The sequence below is a fragment of the Acetivibrio straminisolvens JCM 21531 genome, from assembly GCF_000521465.1.
GTDB classification, from domain to species: domain Bacteria; phylum Bacillota; class Clostridia; order Acetivibrionales; family Acetivibrionaceae; genus Hungateiclostridium; species Hungateiclostridium straminisolvens.
The window spans coordinates 51,798-73,436 of the sequence record NZ_BAVR01000012.1; the positions used below are offsets into that span (position 1 = coordinate 51,798).

Below are 21,639 nucleotides of genomic sequence, written 5' to 3' on the forward strand. Positions count from 1 at the left end.
ACCACATGGTCATATTGTCAATCTGTCAGCATTGAGTAATTAAATGCTTCTATCTTGGAAAATCCCGGGCCGAAAGGGAATATAAAAAACAGTGAAAAGAAAAAAAGATAAAAAATACCCTTAAAAAAACTTACTTCTACGTATTTTATATTAAAACAGAAAGAATTTTTTAGGGTATTGGATATTAAGGTTGGAGGGGATATTGTGCGGAAAAGAAAATTAGGATTTTCGGTTATTATTGTTATTACAATAATATCAATGTTTGGCTGTTTTTTAGACTTACATATTAGTGCCGCCGCAAATGAGTACAAGTTTGATTTTGGTGGGGGTGCTGTAGAACCGGGTTACATAGGTGTTAGTGCTTCCATGGCTTACGATAAATCAAGAGGCTATGGTTTTAATACTCCCTGGAATATGAAAAATGTTTCGGCATCAGGCAGCGGTCTTACAAGCGATGCTGTTCAATTTCTGACATATGGTACAAAGAGTGATAATACTTTTAATGTGGACCTTAGTAACGGTTTATATGAGGTAAAGGTGACTTTGGGAAATACTTCAAGAGCCAGTGTGGCAGCAGAAGGTGTTTATCAGATAATAAATATGACCGGTAACTGTGCAACGGACAAGTTTCAAATCCCTATTACCGACGGACAGTTAAACATACTGGTGACTGAGGGAAAAGAAGGTACTCCGTTTACTCTTAGTGCCCTTGAAATAAAAAAGATATCGGATATTCCTGTAACCAATAGGACCATATATATTGGAGGAGACTCGACCGTTTGCAACTATTATCCGCTGGATTCAAGTGCTCAGGCCGGTTGGGGACAGATGCTCCATAAATTTGTCGATACCAACACTTTTCAAATTAGAAATATGGCTTCATCAGCCAATTTGCAAGAGGTTTTCGAGATGACGGTCAATTTGAAGCGATAATGAAATATCTTAAGCCCGGCGACATATTCATATTGCAACTAGGCATAAATGATACCAATTCCAAAAACTCAACAACCGAAGCACAATTCAAAGAAATTATGACCGACATGGTGGTAAAGGCCAAAGCTACCGGTGCAACTGTGGTATTGTCAACACCGCAAGGCAGGGCGACCGACTTTAATTCATCAAATGTACATGATTCCCAAAACAGATGGTATAGAAGGGCTACTATAGAAGTGGCCAGAGAACAAGGTGTTCGATTGGTGGACCTTAATGTCTTAAGTTCCGCGTATTTCACATCAATAGGGCCACAGGCAACACTTGCGCTGTATATGCCGGATGATACCTTGCATCCGAACCGTGCAGGAGCGACACAGCTTGCGCGTATTGTAGCCGAGGAATTGTCAGATCTTTTAAAAGCACCTGTTGCAACTCCTATAAGTACGCCCGCACCAACTCCTACGCCCACTCCAAGCAGCTTTGTTTATGGTGATGTTAACGGAAATGGAACTGTGGAGTCCACAGACTGTGCATGGGTGAAAAGATATTTATTAAAGCAAATAGACTCTTTTCCGAACGAAAACGGTGCTAAAGCGGCTGACGTAAACGGAAACGGCACAATAGATTCAACGGACTATCAACTGCTGAAAAGATTTATATTAAAAGCTATTAACGAGTTTCCGGTGCAAAAGCAAAAAAATGAGCCGGTAATATATCAGGCTGAGGATGCGGTAATATACAATGCCATTCTGGAAACTGTCAATGCAGGATATACGGGAAGCTCGTATGTGAATTATCACAATGAAGTTGGGGGCTATATTGAGTGGAATGTTAATGCGCCATCATCAGGCTCATATGCTCTTATATTTAGGTATGCGAACGGAACTACTGTCAATAGACCCATGCAAATAACGGTTAACGGCAATATCGTTAAGCCGAGCATGGACTTTATTTCCACAGGAGCATGGACATCTTGGAGCGAAGCTGGTGTAGTGGCAGAACTTAATCAAGGAAATAACGTTATCAGGGCAACAGCTATTGCATCCGATGGCGGCCCAAATGTTGACTATCTTAAAGTATTTTTGTCAAGTGCTTTTCAGCCGGTATCTGAAGATAAAATTACAATTTACATAGCCAGCGATTCCACAGCACAGTCATATGGAGCATCATATGCACCGCAAGCCGGATGGGGGCAGTTTTTAGGCCAATACTTTACTTCAAACGTTGTTATTGCCAATAGGGCAATTGCAGGAAGAAGTTCCAAAAGTTTTGTGGATGAAGGAAGATTGGACAGTATTTTAAATGAGATAAAACCAGGGGACTATTTGCTTATTCAGTTTGGACATAATGATGCAACCATAAGTAATCCCGATCGATATGCTGCTCCATATACGACATATAAAGAGTATCTTGCAAAATATGTAGACGGAGCACGTCAAAAAGGAGCCATACCGGTATTGATAACTCCTGTAGGAAGACTTAATTATAAAAACAATGTCTTTGTCAATGATTTCCCGGATTATTGCACAGCTATGAAACAAGTAGCGGCAGAAAAGAATGTAAAGCTTATAGACTTAATGACAAAGAGCTTAAATTACTACACTTCGATAGGTTATAATGAAACATACAAGCTCTTTATGGTATCTGTGAATAATACGGATTATACGCACTTTACGGAAAAGGGAGCTTTGCAGATTGCCCGGTTGGTGGCGGAAGGTGTTAAAGAAATAAATTTGGATATTTCGAAGTATTTAAAGGCCAACTGACTAATGACTCATAAAAACTAATACCGGTATAAAAGATTGAATGGTGATGTATTAAATTCAGAACAGTTGCAAAAAATACAAAAAATGAAAACTATTCTATTGAACCATGTGCTATAATAACATAGAAGTGACAAATCTAATGCTTGGTACGCGACGTAAAACAGCTATGTCGGAGTTAAGGGGGTACTGGACAAAATGATAATAGTTTATGAGTCTAAAACGGGTTTTACCAAGAAATATGCCGATATGCTTGCCCAAAAGACAAAGCTCAAAGCCTATCGGGTAAAGGAGCTTCCTAAAGATATCAAAGATGAAGAAATCATATTTCTTGGTTGGATAAAAGCCGGCAAGATACAGGGACTTGGCAAAGTGAAAAAGCATAATATTAAGGCTGTTTGTGCATCAGGTACCGCACGAAACGCTGAACCTGATGAAGAAACAGTTATTGCAAGGAACAAGATAAAAGGAATACCGTTTTTTTATTTGCGCGGCGGATGTTTGCCTTTAAAAGAGCTTCAGGGTATGGATAAAATCTTGCTGTCCATGTTTTTAAAGATGCTAAAAAGCCGAAAAGACAAAGATGCGAAAATTGAAGAAGCTATTTCAAACATTGAAAACGGTTTTGATGGTGTGAGAGAGGAAAATCTTGAACCTGTACTTCAATGGGTAAGCAAAAACAAGTAATTGAAATCAAATGTGTAAAAGAAGCCCGCCTTAGCCGGAAGTTAATGATAGAGCCAAGGCGGGCTTAAAATAGTCCGCGCTTTTAGTGCTACAGATTTAAAACAATTTAGGGAAAGAAGCTTAATCAAAAGATTTCTTAAAAACATTTGCTATTTTTTCTTTATTTTCAATTATAAACTTAAGCATTTTGCGAGTTGTTTTTGCCAGCTCTTTGTACATGTCATTGCTTTCAAAAAAGGCAATACAAATAAAATTCCGAAGTTTTCGATATAATCGTCAAAAAAACTGTCATCAATCCCCATGTTCCACTGAATGTTCTGTTTCTTGACAGCTGGCAGGCCCAGTCGATGACGTTTTTATATAAATCTACTTCATCCGGTGAAATGTCTTTTTCTATAGCTTTAAGTGCCTTGTGAAGCCTTGCGATGCTTTTTACGTACTTCTCACCGAATTTGACACGAGTGTCACCAAATCTGTCGGACTTTGAAAGCGGGTTTCCCTTTAAGCCTCGGGTCAGTATAAAGACATCCTTACCGTCTAAGTACTCTTCCCCAGCTTTTGTTAATATCGGCAGAAGAAGAAAAGCCTTGCTTTAGAAACATTTCCTACATTGCGATTTAAAATATAAAAGTAAAAACTAGTTTACATTTAAGTTATATTGTGATAACATTTGGAAAATTAACTTTTGAAGTGAGGTGTAGTAATGATGAATATTCAATTTGCAGATAGGATGAATAATGTTCACAAATCTTTTATAAGGGAGATTCTTAAAGCAACTGTCAATCCAGAAGTAATATCCTTTGCAGGTGGCCTTCCCAATCCTGCCTCATTTCCGGTTGAAGCAGTTCAGGAAGCTACTCAAAAGGTTTTAAATGATGATGGCAGTAGTGTACTTCAATATAGCACTACAGAGGGGTATTTGCCCCTTAGACAATATATTGCCGAAAGATATTTAAAGAAAAAAGGCATAATTATTGACCCGTACGAAATCTTAATCACTAGCGGCTCGCAACAAGGACTTGATTTGATTGGGAAAGTCCTTCTAAATAAGAATGATGATATTATTTTGGAAGAGCCCGGATACCTGGGCGCCATTCAAGCCCTTTCAATTTTTGAACCTAAATTTCATACTGTTCCGTTGCGCGATGATGGAGTTGACATAAATTCATTGAAAGAGGTTTTGAATAAGTGTAATCCCAAGTTGTTCTACGCTGTTCCGAATTTTCAAAATCCCTCCGGAATTACATATACGGCACAAAATAGAGAGGGCGTAGCCAACATATTGAAAAATACCGATACAATTTTTGTTGAAGATGACCCGTATGGAGAGCTAAGATTTATAGGAGAACATGTACCGCCAATGAAGACTTATCTGGGCGATAATGTTATTCTTTTAGGCTCTTTTTCGAAAATCGTAGCCCCGGGAATGCGCCTTGGCTGGATATGTGCCAAACGTGAAATAATGGAGAAGCTGATAATTGCAAAGCAAGCTTCGGATTTGCACACAAACTATTTCTCTCAGAGGATTGTTTATCAGTATCTGGTTGATAACGATATTGACAATCATATTAAAAAGATTACGGAGTTATACAGGGAACAGAGAAATTGTATGGTTTCAATGATTGAAAAGTATTTTCCTAAAGAGGTTAAAAGCACAAAGCCGGAAGGCGGAATGTTTTTATGGGCAACTTTGCCTGAAGGATTTTCGGCATTAGAATTATTCGACATAGCGTCAAAGCAGAATGTTGCCTTTGTTCCGGGTGACCCATTCTATATTACCAAAAAAGGAATAAATACAATGAGGCTAAATTACACAAATTCTACTGAAGAAAAGATAGAAGAAGGAATAAAGCGCTTGTCGGCAGCTATAAATCAACTTATAAAGTAAAATTTAATCAAAAAAATTATCAAAATCTTATTTTTAATATCCTTGACTATTTGGTCTATTTGCTATAGACTAATAATATGAAGTCTATAATAAATAGACCAAGGAGGATTAACATGAAGGAATATAAACTTGCAGAAAGTGAAAAAAAGTTTGCAGAATTAATTTGGCAGAATGAGCCGATTGGCTCCGGCGAACTTGTAAAGCTGTGTGAAAAAGAAATGAACTGGAAGAAGTCCACAACATACACAGTGCTCAAAAAATTATGTGAAAAGGGCATTTTTCAAAATAAAGATGCTATGGTTACATCTCTAATTACAAAGGATGAATATTACGCCAAGCAAAGTGTGCTTTTTGTTGAAGATACTTTTGGAGGCTCCTTGCCGAAGTTTCTGACAGCATTTATCAGCGGTAAAAAATCAGCAAACAACAGGCTGAAGAGCTAAAAAGGCTGATTGATGAGCACAAGGAGGCGTAAAAATGACTGAATTGTTTCTTACTGTTTTAAAGATGAGCCTTACCGCAAGTTATGTAATCCTTTGCGTGATAATTGTAAGACTATTATTGAAAAAAGCCCCAAAGGTCATATCTTATGCCTTATGGGGTGTTGTAGCTTTTCGCCTTGTGATTCCGTTTTCCTTTGAAAGTACATTCAGCCTTTTACCCTGGAGAACGAATATTGTCCCGGTTCGCTATGAAGTAATCTATTACCAAAGTCCCCAGGTTACTAGCTCGCAAGATGCAGTAAATTCACTTGTAAATGAACCGCCTTCTGGCAAGTCTGCTATTGTTCCCGTTTTTGAAACAAGTATAAATCGATTGCAAAATTACATAGCGATAGGAACATACATTTGGCTTTTGGGAGTAATGGCATTGCTTATTTATAGTCTAGCATCGTTTTTAAAGTTAAAAAGGCAGCTTAAAAGTGCACAGTTAATAGATAAGAACATCTATCATGTAAAGAATTTAAAGACACCCTTTGTGCTGGGAATAATAAAACCCAAAATATATTTGCCTTTCGGGCTTGACGACGCAGAAAGAAGCTATATTTTGATACATGAACAAACCCACATCAATCGAAGAGACCACATAATAAAAATATTGGCTTTTCTAATCTTATCCGTACATTGGTTTAATCCCCTTGTGTGGATTGCGTTTATGTTAATGAGTACGGATATGGAATTATCCTGTGACGAAAAAGTGCTGAAAGAAATGGGAGAGAATATTAGAAAGCCCTATGCCAATTCATTGTTGTCGCTTGCTGCCGGAAGACACATCTTAAACGGCAGTGCTCTGGCTTTTGGAGAGGGAAATGTAAAAGGAAGGATTAAAAATGTGTTAAACTACAAAAAATTTCCCTTCTGGGTAATTGCTGCCTCGGTGGTAACTGTGATTGCAGTAGGAATTGCACTGGCTTCAAATCCTAAGCCGGGTGAGTCTGTTCGGCCGGAAGAAAACGAAGAAAAATTGGTACAAAGCCCTGAAGGTACAAGGGTGCAAATTGAATTTCTTTCCGACAATATGGGTTTTAAGTCCGCAGGCAAGTTTGTGACAGACGATTCAAAAATATTAGCATATATTGATTCAACACTGCGAAACAGTCTAACACCTTCAACAGAGGATGATTTGGAAAACAATCATACCAATCAATATGTGCTAAAATTGTCTAACGACACAGGCGAATATAGCTATAAACTTTACTACGATACCTTGTATAATAAAGCCTATATTGTAAAAGACGAAGGCCTTTACGAAGTAAGTACGGATTTTGCGCGTTATATAGATTCCTTCCTTGAGAATACAAACATTAACCTCTACATAGATAATGACGATGCGGTAGAGCTGTTTAAAAAATACGGATGGACCCTTGATTATCAAATTAGCGCCATGGATAACAAGCTCAACAACATTAAAACGCTGTCCGGATTTAATCCAAACGCATACTATTTTGCTTACAACAATGAACTTTCAAAGGATATCGGCCTTGACATGAGTGAATACTCCAATACGTCCGACATTGAGGTTGAAATATACAGGATTTATGAAAGTATGCCTAAAGAGTTTTATCCGATACAGAATTGCAGGGGCATTGTTGTAAAAAGCAGGGGCAAAATAATAGGTGCATTTATCAGCGCCGGGCGGCACAGTACTTTTAACGCCTGCAGCCTTAAAGGAAACAGCTTTGAAAAAGTGGCAGGGAAAACATTTAACGAATGGCTTTCGAATATGATTCTCCCTGACGATATTGAAACAAGACTTAGCAAACTCACACCGGAGCAGGTTATTGAAGAATATTTTACGGCACTTAATAAAAAGGATACCGAGTTGGCAAAACATTGTATCTCGAAAGATACTCTGCTGGACAATTTGACAGTAAATATGGCAAACAGCGAATTGTTTAATGAGGGGATAATATTACCTTTGACTGGTGGCGGTATCGTTGGGCGTTCAACCTTTGATAATCTGAAATCTGCAAAACTATTGGATGTTGAGCTGATTGAAGAGCCTGATAAAAACAGTAAAATTTTTAGAGTGATGATGGATCTTCAATATAAAAAAGATGAAATAATTCACAGCGGAAAGCAGCATTGGGATTGTAACATGATTTTCGAAACTCCGCAGACAGGATGGAAAATAAAAAGCTTCGGCCATTAAAGACAAGAACATATCTGGAGTTTAATTTTTGGATAATTTCCATTTGACAATACCGATGCAGTTTGATAATATATTCTAATAATATTTGTCAACTGTAATAGTTTCGCGGTACATAACTACATATATTTTGCCGCGGTTTGGAAGTTGAAGTCTGCGGAAAATTGGAAAGTATAAAAATATAATTGTTGGTGTAAAGAATATTTTGAAAAATCGATTTGATAATTTATATAAATTATTTATTTTGAATGCAAAAAACGAGTAGTGTTTATCACGGCAACTTCGTTGATAGACAATACTCATTTTTTAATGGAGGGATTGATGTAATATGATTAAAGACCTGGCTCGAAGTATTCGGGAGTACAAAAAACTGTCAATTATAACCCCGATACTGATAAGTCTGGAGGTAGTAATCGAATGTATAATTCCGTTTGTTACTGCAAATTTGGTTAATAAAATTAAAAGCGGATGTGAATTGAGTACAATCATTAACTACGGTGTTGTCTTAATTGTCATGGCGTTTCTGTCATTAATGTTCGGTGCGATTGCAGGTTCAACCTCTGCTACTGCGGCTTGCGGGTTTGCGAAGAATTTGAGAAAAGATATGTTTTATAGCATTCAGAATTATTCTTTTGAAAATATAGATAAGTTTATGACCTCATCGCTGATTACCCGTATGACTACCGATGTTACCAATGTACAGCATGCGTATATGTTGCTGATTCGAGTGGCGGTTCGCGCTCCTTTGATGCTGACCTTTGCATTTGTGATGGCCTTCGTAATGGGAGGACGCATGGCGTGGATTTTCCTGGTTGTCGACCCGCTTCTTGCGGTTGGACTTAGCATTATAATTTACAAAGCACTGCCGTTGTTCAGGAAGGTATTCAAAAAATATGACGCTTTAAACCGCTCCATCCAAGAAAACATTAAAGGTATGCGTGTTGTAAAATCCTTTGTACGTGAAGATTACGAGCAAAAGAAATTTGATTTGGCGGCGGAAGATGTACGTGCAGACTTTACCAAGGCGGAACGTATTTTGGCTTTTAACGGACCTTTGATGCAGTTTTGCATGTATGTGGTTATGATCTTCGTTTTGTCCTTCGGTTCCTATACGATTATTACCAGCCGGGGATTGGATTTTGATATCGGGCAGTTTTCAGCCATATTGACATACAATTTTATGATTCTTAGCAGTCTCATGATGCTTTCCATGGTATTTGTAATGATTACCATGGCCAGCGAGTCTGCCAAGCGTATTGTCGAAGTAATTAACGAAAAGAGAACATTAACAAATCCAAAAAACCCCGTTTATACGGTAAAGGACGGCTCGATTTCATTTGAGAATGTAAGTTTCAAATATTCCGAAAAGGCAGAAAGAATGGCATTGGCAAATATAAATTTGCAAATAAAATCCGGAGAGACTATTGGAATTATCGGCGGTACAGGAGCTTCAAAAACATCCCTTGTTCAATTGATTCCCCGTCTCTATGATGCAACCGAAGGGGTTGTAAAAGTGGGCGGCGTAGATGTAAGAAACTATGATTTGGATAGCCTGCGCAATCAGGTTGCCGTCGTGCTGCAGAAGAATGTTTTGTTTTCCGGAACCATCAAGGAAAATCTTCGTTGGGGAAATAAAGATGCCACAGATGAAGAATTGGTAGAGGTGTGTAAACTCGCCTGCGCCCATGAATTTATCAGTCAATTTCCAAAAGGGTATGACACCTATATTGAGCAGGGGGGAACCAATGTGTCCGGGGGACAGAGGCAAAGGCTCTGTATTGCAAGGGCATTGCTTAAAAAGCCCAAAATACTGATTTTGGATGATTCCACCAGCGCAGTGGATACCAAGACCGATGCAAAAATACGAAAGGCCCTTAAGGAATATATGCCTAAGACAACCAAGATAATTATCGCCCAGAGAACAGCTTCTGTTGAAGATGCAGATAGAATTATAGTGATGGATGGGGGTACCGTAAACGGAATCGGGACCCATGAACAACTACTGGCCGAAAACACAATCTACAGAGAAATATATGTTTCTCAAAATAAGGCAGGTGCATAAAGTGAAAACCAGTAATAATAAAAATAAAAAATCGATTGTTGTCCGCTTGTTCAAAATATTTTGAGTTTTATCCGGTGCTGTTTCCGCTTGCTATTGTATTTGTATTGTTCAATGCAACCATCAGCTCTATTCCTGCTATATTCATGCAAAATGTTATTGCTATTATAGAAGGCAGTTGGCAAACCGGGGACTGGAATGCAGTAGAAGGAAAAATACTATCCTTTGTGGCTATATTGGTAACGCTTTATGTGTTATCAATTATTAGCGGTATTGCATTCAACCAGTTGATGGCAATTATCACTCAGGGAACATTGAAAAAATTCCGCGTAAAAATGTTTGCCAAGATGCAAACCCTTCCAATTAAGTATGTGGATACTCACAATCATGGCGATATCATGAGTGTTTACACCAATGATATTGACACTTTACGGCAAATGATTTCCCAAAGCTTCCCGCAGCTTTTAATGTCGGGTATTGCAGTTCTCACTGTATTTTCTATCATGGTTTATTTTTGCTTGTGGCTGACTTTTGTTGTATTGATAGGTGTAATCGCAATGTTCTTTGTCACAAAAAGGGTGGGAGGAGGTTCTGCCAGATACTTCATCAAACAGCAGAAGACTCTTGGCCGCATGGAAGGCTTTGTAGAAGAAATGATGAACGGACAAAAGGTAATAAAAGTATTCTGCCACGAAAATGAGAGCAAAGCGGATTTTGACAGGATAAACGAAGATTTGTTTGACGATGCAAGGAAAGCCAATCGTTATGCCAATATCTTAGCCCCCATTTTAAATAACATCGGGAATGTATTGTATGTTTTTGTTGCCATTACCGGCGGTATTTTATTGGTTGCCGATGTGCCGAATTTGAGTGTTTCCGGGCTTGCCATGGGAATCAGCATCGTTGTTCCCTTCCTTAACATGACAAAACAGTTTGTCGGCAATATCAATCAAGTGTCTCAACAGATAAATGCCGTTGTTATGGGGCTTGCCGGCGCGCAGAGAATCTATGAGTTGATTGATGAGGAATCGGAACGGGATGAAGGATATGTTACCTTGGTAAATGTCCGAGAGGAAAACGGCCAGTTGGTTGAATGTGAAAAGAGAACGGGAATTTGGGCTTGGAAGCACCCCCACAGCAGCGACGGTTCTGTGACATATACGAAGCTTACCGGGGATGTGAGATTGTTTAATGTCGATTTCGAATATGAACCCGAAAAACCTGTTTTACATGATATCAGCCTTTATGCAAAGCCGGGACAAAAAGTGGCATTTGTAGGAGCTACCGGTGCCGGTAAGACTACAATTACAAACTTACTCAATCGTTTTTATGATATTGCCGACGGTAAAATACGTTATGACGGTATTAATATAACCAAAATCAAAAAATCGGATCTTCGCCGTGCCATTGGTATAGTACTTCAGGATACCAACCTCTTTACCGGTACCGTAATGGATAATATCCGCTACGGCAAACTGGATGCCACTGATGAAGAGTGTATTGCGGCTGCAAAACTTGCCGGTGCCGACGATTTTATTCGACGTTTGCCTGACGGTTATCGGACAATGCTTACTGAAAATGGGGCAAACCTGTCCCAGGGACAGAGGCAGTTGATTTCTATTGCCCGGGTGGCGGTTGCAGACCCTCCGGTTATGATTTTGGATGAAGCAACATCTTCTATTGATACAAGAACCGAAGCCATTGTCCAGCGGGGTATGGATGCCTTGATGGAGGGAAGAACGGTATTTGTAATTGCTCACCGTCTGTCCACGGTTAAAAACGCTGATGTTATCATAGTATTGGATCATGGACGCATCATTGAGCGGGGAAACCATGAAGAGCTAATAGCCCAAAAGGGTCAATACTATCAATTGTATACCGGCGCATTCGAACTGGAATAAAACATAGAATAGAAGAAGGGGCATTGCACTGCGGTTTTTGAACGATTGTGCAGCATGCCCCTTGTTTTTTGCTCTGCTTATTCGTAGTCATCGGATGTGGCGCTAAAATGCTTTGCTATAATCACAATATCCTCCATGTTAATTGCGTTATTTTTGTTAAAGTCCATATCCGCTTTGTATTTTTCATCAGCGGGAGTGGTGTTGAATGCTTTTGCCACTTCCATTATGTCTATCAAATTTATAGCACCATCGGAAATACCGTCTATCTCAACATCTCCGGCCCATAAAATCAACGGTGATTCCTTTGAAGATAAAGCCATATCATTTAAAACGGTATCTTTTTTAATTTCCCTGGAAAGATAATTGGTTTTGCTTATTTTAAAAACATATCCTGTATTGCTTTCGGGGACGGTTAATTCGAAATATCCGTCTTTATCCGTCAATGCCGACACATTGAGACCCAAAACTTCCACCTTGAAATCTGCTTTTATATCGTCAGCCTTTGAGAATAAATCCGGTTTTACATACCCCGAGATTTTACATTCTGTACTGCTGGCTTTCTTAAACACCGCTTTTAAGCTAATGTCTTTCGTTGGCGTTAATACCAACGTATCGGATGCTTCATCGGTTCCTTCCCACCGTTCAAAGACGTATCCCTCTTTAGGAATAGCCTTAATAGTTAAAGGCACTCCTTTGAAATATTTGCCTGTCCATGCCTCAGGATTGTTTACTCCGCGGGTTGTGGACTTGAGGTCAATGGAGTTAATCCTGATAAAGCCCATTGAACTATCTGTTTCCAGTTTAACGGAATAAGTACCTGTCACACCAAATCTTCTGAATTTGCTAATTATGTGCTCTGTCACATAGTCAGGACGTCTTTTTGCAAAAGTTCGCATTAACTCAATCTCGCCGTCCCAGTCTGAAATGGCCTGCCAGCGGGCATTGTGTTCCGGTATTGAAGACGCTATGGCATCTTTCATTTCATCTATTGTATTGGTTACTAATTCAGGGTCGAAGCAGGTGTTAAGATAATCGGCCATTCTATTGATAAACGCATTTCTGAATTCGGAATTCTCCAGCAGCTTTTTAAATAGAAATACCGCCCATTCGTTTTGGGTGTTCTCAGAGGCATGATTGAGTGTATTGTGGGAAACGCCGGAAGAGCCCATAAACGGACCGCCAAATCCAAAATCCGTATCTTTTATTATCCATCTCCATCTGCCGTCTTGACCGTAGGGTGCCTCCGGGTGGTATAAACCATCCTTGGTCTTGTATTTCCACATGGTAACATTATTTTGCGGCCAGTCATTATTGGCAAAGTAAATATTTGCAACGTTGTAATCAATAAAATTGTCCACATCCATTTTTGTCTTTATGTACTCATAATTATCTTTTTGGGTAATATCGTTTGATTTAAGAAAATCAATTATTTCATTTGTATAAGCTTGCACATCCTCATCGGTTCCTTCGTTTGCAACAATAGTTCCGAGATAGGTAACTTCAAGGAGTACGACATTATCTTTGTCCAGATTGTAATGGGATGCAAAATATATGTTGTCATACCGTTCACGGATGTTGTGTATTCCCCAGTATTCACCGTTGATAAATACTACTGAAGGCCTGTACGCTTGTGTGTCGAGATTTAGATGAGACACAAGTTTGTGCATCAGTGCATCCCTGAACATGCTGTTTGACCAGTCATTGCCCGAATTTCGCAAAATAAGGCGTTTAAAATCGGTTATACTTTTTCCGGTCACTTTGTCTTTAAGTCCGGGGAATATATCATAGCTGATTTTTTCTTTATAATCGTAGCCCCTGTCTGCGTATATTCGAAGACTTTTTTGAGCAAATCCCTTTGAACCTCCCCCATGAAGCCTTATACCGCAATAATGTGAAAAACCGGGAGTTCCGTTATTTTCGAAAAATTCTATATGAGCAGGTCTTTCCCAGTCAGCTCCGCTTTTATTGCTGTTTAAATATATTCCGGTATCCTTGTCAAACAGGTTTGCTTTGTCGGTTACAATTGAGATGACAGGAAGACTGTATCTGGTCATCATATCGGAATCTACAAAATAGGAACGGGTAACAGTTCGGCTTGCTTGTCCGTCAGTCCTTACAGCAGCAGCTTTTACCACCGTACACTTAAATACTTCTCCTAAAGGAGGATTCCAATAGTAATCTCCTGTGTTAATCATGGATAATACATTTGGCTCTCCGGCTCTGCTTTTTATTTTTATCTTTCCGGAATATTCAAAGGTACCGGACTCTCCGGGTTTTGGATCGGAGCCGTCAAGAGTGTAATAAATTTTAGTATTTTCTTGATTTGCAGAGAGTTCCAATTCAAATTCCTCGGTGTAAAAACCGGCTTGGTGGGAAAAAACAGGTTCAAGAACAATTGCATGCGAATTGTTATTGCTTGCGTTTGGGGTGGCTTTAGAAAATATCGTAAATTCATCCGAACCGTCCGGATTTCTGCCGTATGACTCATCATCAGCCAGCCTTCCATATGTGACAGAATCAATAACACTGCCATCGGGTGATTTCAATACTACTCTTTCTCCATCTGCACTAAGTTTAAAGTTTGTATGCAGTTGCCCGTCACTTGTCACTTTATCCTTGTCCGAAGCCCAGATTACAAGGTAGCCTTTTGGAGGGATACTTCCTTGAGGGAAAACCCATGTTGCCCCATCGTCCGAAATGCTGCAGCCGGTTAAATCCACAGGTTCATTCGAAGCATTATACAGTTCGATCCAATCGGAATAGGCACCTCCTGATGCCCCGTGTTTAGGGTCATCTAGATCGCCGTCGCGTACGGTACTTTTGTTTGATGCCATAAGTTCGTTGATGTAGATATGCTGCTGTTCGAGGTTGGCTGCTTTTGATTGTGCCAAAGATAGGACAAAGTTAGTTGCCAGTATGGCAGACAATAACAAACCGATAATTTTTTTCATTTCCAATTTTCCTCCCTCTAAAAAAACTCAGCCGATATAATATAAAAGTTTGATTTATAATTATATCTTAAAGATATTATATCATAAAATTGAAGTTTTAACTGCTTTATGTATACAAAACAACTCATGTTTTTTTGTTGATATTATTTGGAAGGAATTTGCCGGCTTTATATGAAAAGTTTAAAAAATGAATAAGAGTATAAAAAATGAATGTAGGAGATACTACTTTAAAATTTAAATGATTTATAATATGTATAATAATAAAATAATATTTGAAAAGATGGTGAGAGCATATGTCGACAATTCATACAATTGAACCGCGTAAAGTATTTCATTGGTTTTATGAGATTAACCGGATTCCGAGGTGTTCCGGGAATGAAAAAAGAATAAGCGATTTTTTGGTGAATTTTGCGAAAGAAAGAAATTTGGAAGTCTATCAAGACGAGCTTTATAACGTAATCATCAAAAAGCCTGCAACTTTGGGATATGAAAATGCACCCGTTGTCATTATACAAGGGCATAGTGACATGGTTTGCATTAAAGGGGAAGGTTCTACTCATAATTTTGAAACAGACCCTATTGAGATGATTGTGGAAGGGGATATTTTGCGGGCAAACAATACAACTCTTGGAGGAGACGACGGTATTGCCGTTGCTTACGGTTTGGCAATTTTAGATTCCGATGATTTGAAACATCCGGCTATTGAGCTTTTGGTTACAACGAGAGAAGAAACAGGCATGGATGGGGCAATGGCTTTAACCGGTGAGCATTTAAGGGGAAAGATACTGCTTAATATTGATTCTGATGAAGAAGGAGTTTTTCTAGTTAGTTGTGCCGGCGGCGCAAACCAAATTGTTACCTTCCCGCTAAAAAAAGAAAAGAGAATCGGCACAGGATTGGAAATAAAAGTTTCGGGTCTTAAAGGCGGTCACTCCGGAATGGAAATTATAAAACAGAGAGCAAATGCAATTAAACTTTTGGCACGGATTTTGGATAAATGCAGCGACAAAATTACTTTGGCAAAAATCACAGGCGGAACCAAACACAATGCAATTCCGAAGGAAGCGGAAGCGGTTGTTTGGGCAGAAGATTTGAACGGTACAGTACGGGAGATAGAGTCATTGGCAAAAGAATTGAAAGAAGAATACAGGGTGGAGGACAGCGGACTGACTGTTACCGTAAAGGAAGTTGGGGTAGAGGAAGTTTTCTTGAAGCAATTATCCGAGAATATCATTGATTTTCTGATGATGACCCCTGACGGTGTGCAGTATATGTCAAAGGATATCGATGGTCTGGTGCAGACAAGTGTCAACAATGCTATCGTGGAAGAGAAAGAAGGAGAGCTGGTTGTTACAATATCCCTTCGTTCTTCATCGGAAAGTTCTCTAAGGGAACTATTAAACCGGGTGGCGTTAATTGCAAAAAGGACGAACGGTACGGCAAAAGAAAGCAACTCTTATCCGGCATGGCAATATGATGACAAATCTGAAATAAGGAAAAAGGCAGTTAGAGTTTTTGAAGAGTTGTTTGGCAAAAAAGCTAAAATAAATGCAGTTCATGCCGGGCTTGAGTGCGGTGTGTTGAAAAAGATTTTGCCTGATACCGATATGATTAGTTTTGGGCCCAATTTGTATGATATTCATACGGAAAAAGAACGTCTTAGCATTTCATCGGTGGAAAGAATCTGGAGATTTCTGATTCGTTTGCTGGAAGAGATAAAATAAACACCGGCAGTGAATTTGTGCATAAAAGGCAATACTTGCACAATTGGATAAAAATATATATAATGAACTATGTGAATTGGCTGTTCTAATGTTTTTTGAGACTTCGTACCTTAAATTAAGTATGTTCTTTGCGGTTGTTTTGAATCATAAGATATAATAAGTGTATTTTTAAGTGTATTTTGCAGTTTTCAGTTCAAAATATGGGTTTTGGCTTTGTCAAATATAAACGAAAGTATAGGGGGAAAGGCAATGATTCTGTATTTGCTTTTGGATATTTTTATTGCATTTGTTTTGGATTTTTTTATAGGCTACCCGAAATGGATGCCTCATCCTGTAAAATTTATCGAATGGCTTGGAAAAAATATTGAAAATATAATGCGCAATATTATCAATGCATCATCGGCCGAGAAGGTAAATGCCTTGGGTGAGGATGTTGTTCGCAATACCAAGAGGCTGTACAGAAATGAAAGGGTTGCAGGAACGGCTTTTATTATAATAATGGCAGGCGTTGTTGTTACCGTTGTTGCCGGGATTTTGAAATTATCGTTGCTTGTACACCCTATACTGTTCCACGTTATAAATGTCTATTTTACATACTCGGCTTTTGCGTTGAAAACTGTTGCAACTGAAGGCTACAAGGTATTCGATGCGTTAAAGGAGAGGGATATATTCAAGGCTAGAAATATGCTTGCTGCTGCAGTGGGAAGAAAAACGGAAAATCTTGATGAAAAGGAAATAATAAAAGGTTCGGTGGAGTCAATGGCTGAAAGTATGGCAGATAGGGTAATATCTCCAATTTTTTATGCTTTTTTGGCTTCCTTTTTTGGTTTAGGTGCTACGGTGGTTTATGTTTATAAAACCATCAACATTTTAGACCAGGTGGTGGGTTATAAAAACGATACATACAAGAATTTCGGATGGGCAACGGCAAAGCTTGATGACATAGTGAACTATATACCGGCAAGACTCGCAGGGATATTAATAGTTTTTGGTGCCTTATAACGGGAAAAGAATATAAAAACAGTTATTCCATTATGATTAGGGACAGAAAAAAACATGTCAGCCCGAATACCGGTTATCCTGAGGCTGCAGTGGCAGGAGCCTTGGGATAAGACTTGGTACGGAAGTGCAGTATTTGGGTGATATTGTTGAAAAGCCTGCAATCGGCGATGACGTAAATGAGCTGGATATTAAAGCTATTTCCCAGACCATTACTCTAATGTACATTGCAGCAGGCAGCACTCTGTTGTTGATGGGGGTTTTGGGACTTTTGGCATTTTTGCTTACTAGCTATGTATTTTAGGTGCCTATATATGTGAATCAAAGAAGCTAATTGCATAATTTTTTGTAAAGTCTAAAGCACCTTAAGGGTATTTCCCATGGTGCTTTTTTACAAGCTAAACAAAGAGGTGATTTTTGATAATGGGCAAGTTTATTCTTGTTACAGGCGGTGCAAGGAGCGGTAAAAGTTCTTTTGCAGAGTCGCTGGCTCAAAAGAGCAATAATGAAAATGGTGTTTTATATATTGCAACATCGATACCTTTTGATGAGGAAATGAAAAAAAGGGTGAAAAAACATAGAGAACAAAGACCTTCCGGATGGACAACCCTTGAAGCATACAGGGATTTTGACGTAAAACTTGGTGAGGTTGGTGCCGGCAAAAAATATATTTTGCTTGACTGTATAACCCTTATGGTATCAAATATTATTTTGGAAAAATGCATCGACTGGAATATATTACCTGAAAATGCCGAGTGTGAGGCGGAACAGGAGGTTACCTGTGAGATTGAAAAGCTCCTTTCTGCCGTAAAAGCACTGGATGTTACGTTTATTGCAGTTACAAATGAGGTAGGAATGGGAATTGTGCCGGAGAATAAGCTTTCGAGGATTTTTCAGGACATAGCCGGAAGAGTAAACCAGATGCTGGCAAAGAATGCTGACGATGTGTATTTCTGCGTCTCGGGAATTCCCGTTAAAATTAAATAATTTTCTGGAGTGGTGGATTTGAAGTATTTAAAAAGGTTAATACTGATGATAGGATTTCTCACCAGGATTCCCATACCTTTCGAATTTGACGCAACTGAAGAGGACTATGGTAAAGGCTGGTTTTTGCTCCGCTTGTTGGCTTGGTGATAGGGGGAATAATAACAGTACTTTTTTACATTTTGAAAAGATTTTTTCCTTCGGGTGTAACAAGTGTTTTGCTGATAGCGGCATATATTGTGTTGACGGGCGGTATTCACCTGGATGGATTGGGAGATACCTTTGACGGAATATTTTCAAACAAAAGCCGGGAAAAAATGCTGGAAATTATGAGGGACAGCAGGATTGGTACAAATGCTCTGCTGGCAGTTGTTTGTATCATTATTTTAGATTATGCTTTGCTAAGTTCCATTCCTCTATCTTACCTTCCACGCGTGCTTTTGCTTTTTCCGGCAGCGGAAGAATCGGCTCTTTGATTGGTGCGGGTGTCTCAGTCTATGCCCGGGAGGAAGGCTTGGGCAAATCCTTTATAAACTGCTGCGGTGTAAAAGAAATTCTGCAGGGCAGTATAATATACTTTTTTGTTTTTCTTTTGGTCTTTAGCATAAAGGGGTTGCTTTTTGCGGCTCTTACTTGGGTGACGGCATTTATCACAGTAAGTTTTTTCAAAGAAGGTGGGAGGAGCTACGGGTGATATATTGGGAGCAGTATGCGAGCTCAATCAGGCCTTCTTTTTAATACTTGCTTTTCTTATTAAATAAAGTCACGGTATATTTACAATCTTGGATGGAGAGGATAACAGATGTTGGAACTATATTTGGTGCGGCATGGTGAAACAGACAGCAATAAAAGAGGGACTTATCTTGGCTGGACTGATGTGGAGCTAAACAGTAACGGTATTTGCCAAGCGAAGGCAATTCGGGACAAGCTAAAAACTGTCAAAGTTGATGCAATATATTCCAGCCCTTTTAATAGGACTGTCAAAACTGCTGAAATAATTAACGAAAACTACGGCCTTGAGATAATAACCTCGGACAATTTGAAGGAGAGGAATTTTGGCATATGGGATGATTTGACCTTTGAAGAGATTTCTTCAAGATATCCTGATGACTGCAAAAGATGGTTTGAGGACTGGATAAACTTCCGCATAAAGGATGGAGAAAGTGCCAAGGACACTTACGACAGAGTAGTTGCTTTTGTCCGGGAAATTATTAATTCGAAGAAGGAGGGGGGCTGTCTGATAGTAAGCCACCTTGGAACAATAAGGTTTATGCTGGCATATTTATTGGGAATGAAAATTGAAGACTCGTGGAGATTCAGGGTGGACAACTGTACTATCACAAAACTGGAGGTAAGAGACAGATACCCTGTTTTGACGCTCCTTAACGGATAATAGCGAAGCTACCCGCAAAATAATGAATGTCAAAAAATATAAGGATTTTCCTTGACAAATTTATCTCCTATAAATAAAATATCCCTGTCAATTGGATACACTTAATAAATGTATCGATACAGTTTATGTTGGGGGATTTTGATGAATAATTCAAGCAGAACCAATGCGACTAGAAAGATAGCTATAAACGGAATGATGATTGCACTGGTTTTTTGGCAACGTATGTTACTAAATACCTACGGCAGTCGGACCGTTTAATCTTGGAGACTCGGTTATTATAATAGCTGCAGTTCTTTTGGGAAGAAAAAGCGGCTTTTTAGCGGGAGCGATAGGCTCGGCTATTGCGGACATAGCAATGGGATACCAGCATTTTGCACCGGTCACCTTTGTTGTAAAGGGTCTTGAAGGGTTTGTTGCAGGATTGGTTGTTTATGCACTGTCAAAAAGATTTAAAGAAAAGAATCATGTAACTATATTGGCAGCATCTATAGCCGGAAGTATTGTTATGATATCGGGATACTTTGTCGCGGAACTTTATGTAATGAGGCTGTTTGATGAAACTATGGGACTTGCGGCAGCTTTAAGGGACCTTCCGGTGAATTTGGTGCAGGGCGGTGTTTGTGCGGTTGTCGGATACTCGCTGTCTGTTGCTCTTGAGAAATTTAAAGTAACGAAATTTATTACGAATTAAGAAGCAGGAAAAGGAAGGATAAAAGCAGGTTAAGGAGAATTAAGGTAAGGATAATAGATATAAAGGATTATACTTCAAATAGGAGGTACGGTTTATGAAGCTGACAATACTGGGCAACAACGGTCCGTTTCCGGCGGCTGGAGGAGCCTGCTCCGGATATCTTCTTACTGAGGGAAATATAAAAATATTGATAGACTGCGGCAACGGTGTATTGAGCAATCTTCAAAGGTTTGCAAGGGTTGAGGACTTGGATGCTGTAATACTGACTCACCTTCACAGCGACCATATGTCGGATATGATGGTTTTAAGATATGCCATTCAAATAAAGAAGGGCAGGGGAGCGGATATTAAGCCTCTCAAAGTATATGCTCCTTCGGAGCCTGCCGAAGAGTATGAGAGGCTAAATATTGCAGATGTGTATAATTTAAGTCCTATTTCCGAGGATACGGTGCTGAAGTTCGGCAATTTGGAGATTTCCTTTGCATGCATGAAGCATCCTGTAAAATGTTTTGGAGTATCGGTATATGACGGAAGTAAAAGGTTTGTTTTCTCCGGGGACACCTCTTGGGATCAAAATATAATTGAGTTTTCCCGGGGAGCTGATTTCCTGATGCTTGATGCGGGATTGTTGTCAAAGGACAAGAAGAGTGAGAATGTTCCTCATCTTACGGCAAGAGAGTGCGGCATTGTTGCAAAGGAAGCCGGAGTATCGAAGCTTTTGCTCACCCATTTCTGGCCTGAGGATGATGTTTCAAACCATCTTGCAGAAGCAAAAGAGAATTTTGAAAATGTGGAGATTGCCCAGTTGCTGAAGACATATGAAGTTTAGAAGGTGAAGTGAAATATTGATTAATAAACAATGCTATAAGCAAACATATAAAGAAGAGATTGAATTTTCTCCAATCTCTTCTTTAATATATTTCATTTTATTTGATTTTCTACATTTCGCTTTCTTGGCTTATTTCATTTTGACTTTGGAAGCTTATCTTGGACTTTTTGAAATTTTAATTTAAAGTG

14 protein-coding genes and 4 pseudogenes are annotated in these 21,639 nt (G+C 39.1%); 17 read left to right on the forward strand and 1 reads right to left on the reverse strand.

Translation table 11 applies throughout. From position 1 onward, the window contains the following. Positions 1–258 precede the first annotated feature (258 nt). The 8 genes and pseudogenes from JCM21531_RS25005 to JCM21531_RS05070 all read left to right on the forward strand — a co-directional run. A pseudogene (locus JCM21531_RS25005) lies at positions 259–1,337 on the forward strand (rhamnogalacturonan acetylesterase); the annotation flags it as partial. 132 nt (positions 1,338–1,469) lie between these two features. Then, positions 1,470–2,699: an SGNH/GDSL hydrolase family protein gene (locus JCM21531_RS18240; protein ID WP_500784526.1), complete on the forward strand. Its 1,230-nt coding sequence runs from the start codon at positions 1,470–1,472 to the stop codon at positions 2,697–2,699. 195 nt (positions 2,700–2,894) lie between these two features. Next, a complete protein-coding gene (locus JCM21531_RS05045; protein ID WP_038287925.1) occupies positions 2,895–3,383 on the forward strand; it encodes a flavodoxin domain-containing protein in 489 nt (162 codons plus the stop codon). 706 nt (positions 3,384–4,089) lie between these two features. Continuing rightward, positions 4,090–5,271, forward strand: coding sequence for an aminotransferase-like domain-containing protein (locus tag JCM21531_RS05050; protein WP_038287948.1), 1,182 nt, complete (start codon positions 4,090–4,092; stop codon positions 5,269–5,271). A gap of 113 nt (positions 5,272–5,384) precedes the next feature. Continuing rightward, positions 5,385–5,746, forward strand: a pseudogene (locus tag JCM21531_RS05055) (BlaI/MecI/CopY family transcriptional regulator). A 2-nt stretch (positions 5,747–5,748) separates the two neighbouring features. Next, positions 5,749–7,923 (forward strand): M56 family metallopeptidase, encoded by a 2,175-nt coding sequence (locus JCM21531_RS05060; RefSeq protein ID WP_038287927.1) that lies wholly within the window; start codon positions 5,749–5,751, stop codon positions 7,921–7,923. Between the two features lie 325 nt (positions 7,924–8,248). After that, positions 8,249–9,982, forward strand: coding sequence for an ABC transporter ATP-binding protein (locus tag JCM21531_RS05065; RefSeq protein ID WP_038287929.1), 1,734 nt, complete (start codon positions 8,249–8,251; stop codon positions 9,980–9,982). Then, positions 9,954–11,880 (forward strand): annotated as a pseudogene (locus JCM21531_RS05070) (ABC transporter ATP-binding protein). The gene JCM21531_RS05065 and the pseudogene JCM21531_RS05070 overlap by 29 nt, the downstream one beginning before the upstream one ends. Positions 11,881–11,957: 77 nt before the next feature. On the opposite strand, the gene JCM21531_RS05075 reads toward JCM21531_RS05070, so the two are convergent. After that, a complete protein-coding gene (locus JCM21531_RS05075) occupies positions 11,958–14,831 on the reverse strand; it encodes a CotH kinase family protein (RefSeq protein ID WP_054847006.1) in 2,874 nt (957 codons plus the stop codon). A gap of 293 nt (positions 14,832–15,124) precedes the next feature. Here JCM21531_RS05075 and JCM21531_RS05080 point away from each other — a divergent pair, with 293 nt between their 5' ends. The 9 genes and pseudogenes from JCM21531_RS05080 to JCM21531_RS05110 all read left to right on the forward strand — a co-directional run bounded on the left by JCM21531_RS05080 (position 15,125) and on the right by JCM21531_RS05110 (position 21,451). Further along, a complete protein-coding gene (locus JCM21531_RS05080) occupies positions 15,125–16,555 on the forward strand; it encodes an aminoacyl-histidine dipeptidase (RefSeq protein WP_038287933.1) in 1,431 nt (476 codons plus the stop codon). Between the two features lie 249 nt (positions 16,556–16,804). Continuing rightward, positions 16,805–17,557: a cobalamin biosynthesis protein CobD/CbiB gene (locus JCM21531_RS05085; protein WP_243467245.1), complete on the forward strand. Its 753-nt coding sequence runs from the start codon at positions 16,805–16,807 to the stop codon at positions 17,555–17,557. 124 nt (positions 17,558–17,681) lie between these two features. Then, complete coding sequence (locus JCM21531_RS20690) at positions 17,682–17,858, forward strand: cobalamin biosynthesis protein (protein ID WP_243467246.1); 177 nt, start codon at positions 17,682–17,684, stop codon at positions 17,856–17,858. 119 nt (positions 17,859–17,977) lie between these two features. Further along, positions 17,978–18,541, forward strand: coding sequence for a bifunctional adenosylcobinamide kinase/adenosylcobinamide-phosphate guanylyltransferase (gene cobU / locus JCM21531_RS05090; RefSeq protein ID WP_038287954.1), 564 nt, complete (start codon positions 17,978–17,980; stop codon positions 18,539–18,541). A gap of 18 nt (positions 18,542–18,559) precedes the next feature. After that, complete coding sequence (locus JCM21531_RS25010; protein ID WP_500784525.1) at positions 18,560–18,688, forward strand: hypothetical protein; 129 nt, start codon at positions 18,560–18,562, stop codon at positions 18,686–18,688. Further along, positions 18,685–19,299: pseudogene (cobS, locus tag JCM21531_RS05095) on the forward strand (adenosylcobinamide-GDP ribazoletransferase). The gene JCM21531_RS25010 and the pseudogene cobS overlap by 4 nt, the downstream one beginning before the upstream one ends. Before the next feature lie 41 nt (positions 19,300–19,340). Beyond that, the gene (gene cobC, locus JCM21531_RS05100; protein WP_038287936.1) at positions 19,341–19,931 is read left to right on the forward strand and encodes an alpha-ribazole phosphatase; all 591 of its coding nucleotides are present in this window, start codon (positions 19,341–19,343) and stop codon (positions 19,929–19,931) included. Between the two features lie 280 nt (positions 19,932–20,211). Then, a complete protein-coding gene (locus JCM21531_RS05105; protein ID WP_304515547.1) occupies positions 20,212–20,622 on the forward strand; it encodes an ECF transporter S component in 411 nt (136 codons plus the stop codon). Between the two features lie 94 nt (positions 20,623–20,716). Further along, positions 20,717–21,451 carry an MBL fold metallo-hydrolase gene (locus JCM21531_RS05110; RefSeq protein ID WP_038287938.1) on the forward strand — a complete coding sequence of 245 codons (735 nt, stop codon included), beginning with the start codon at positions 20,717–20,719 and terminating at the stop codon, positions 21,449–21,451. The last annotated feature ends 188 nt before the right edge of the window (positions 21,452–21,639 follow it).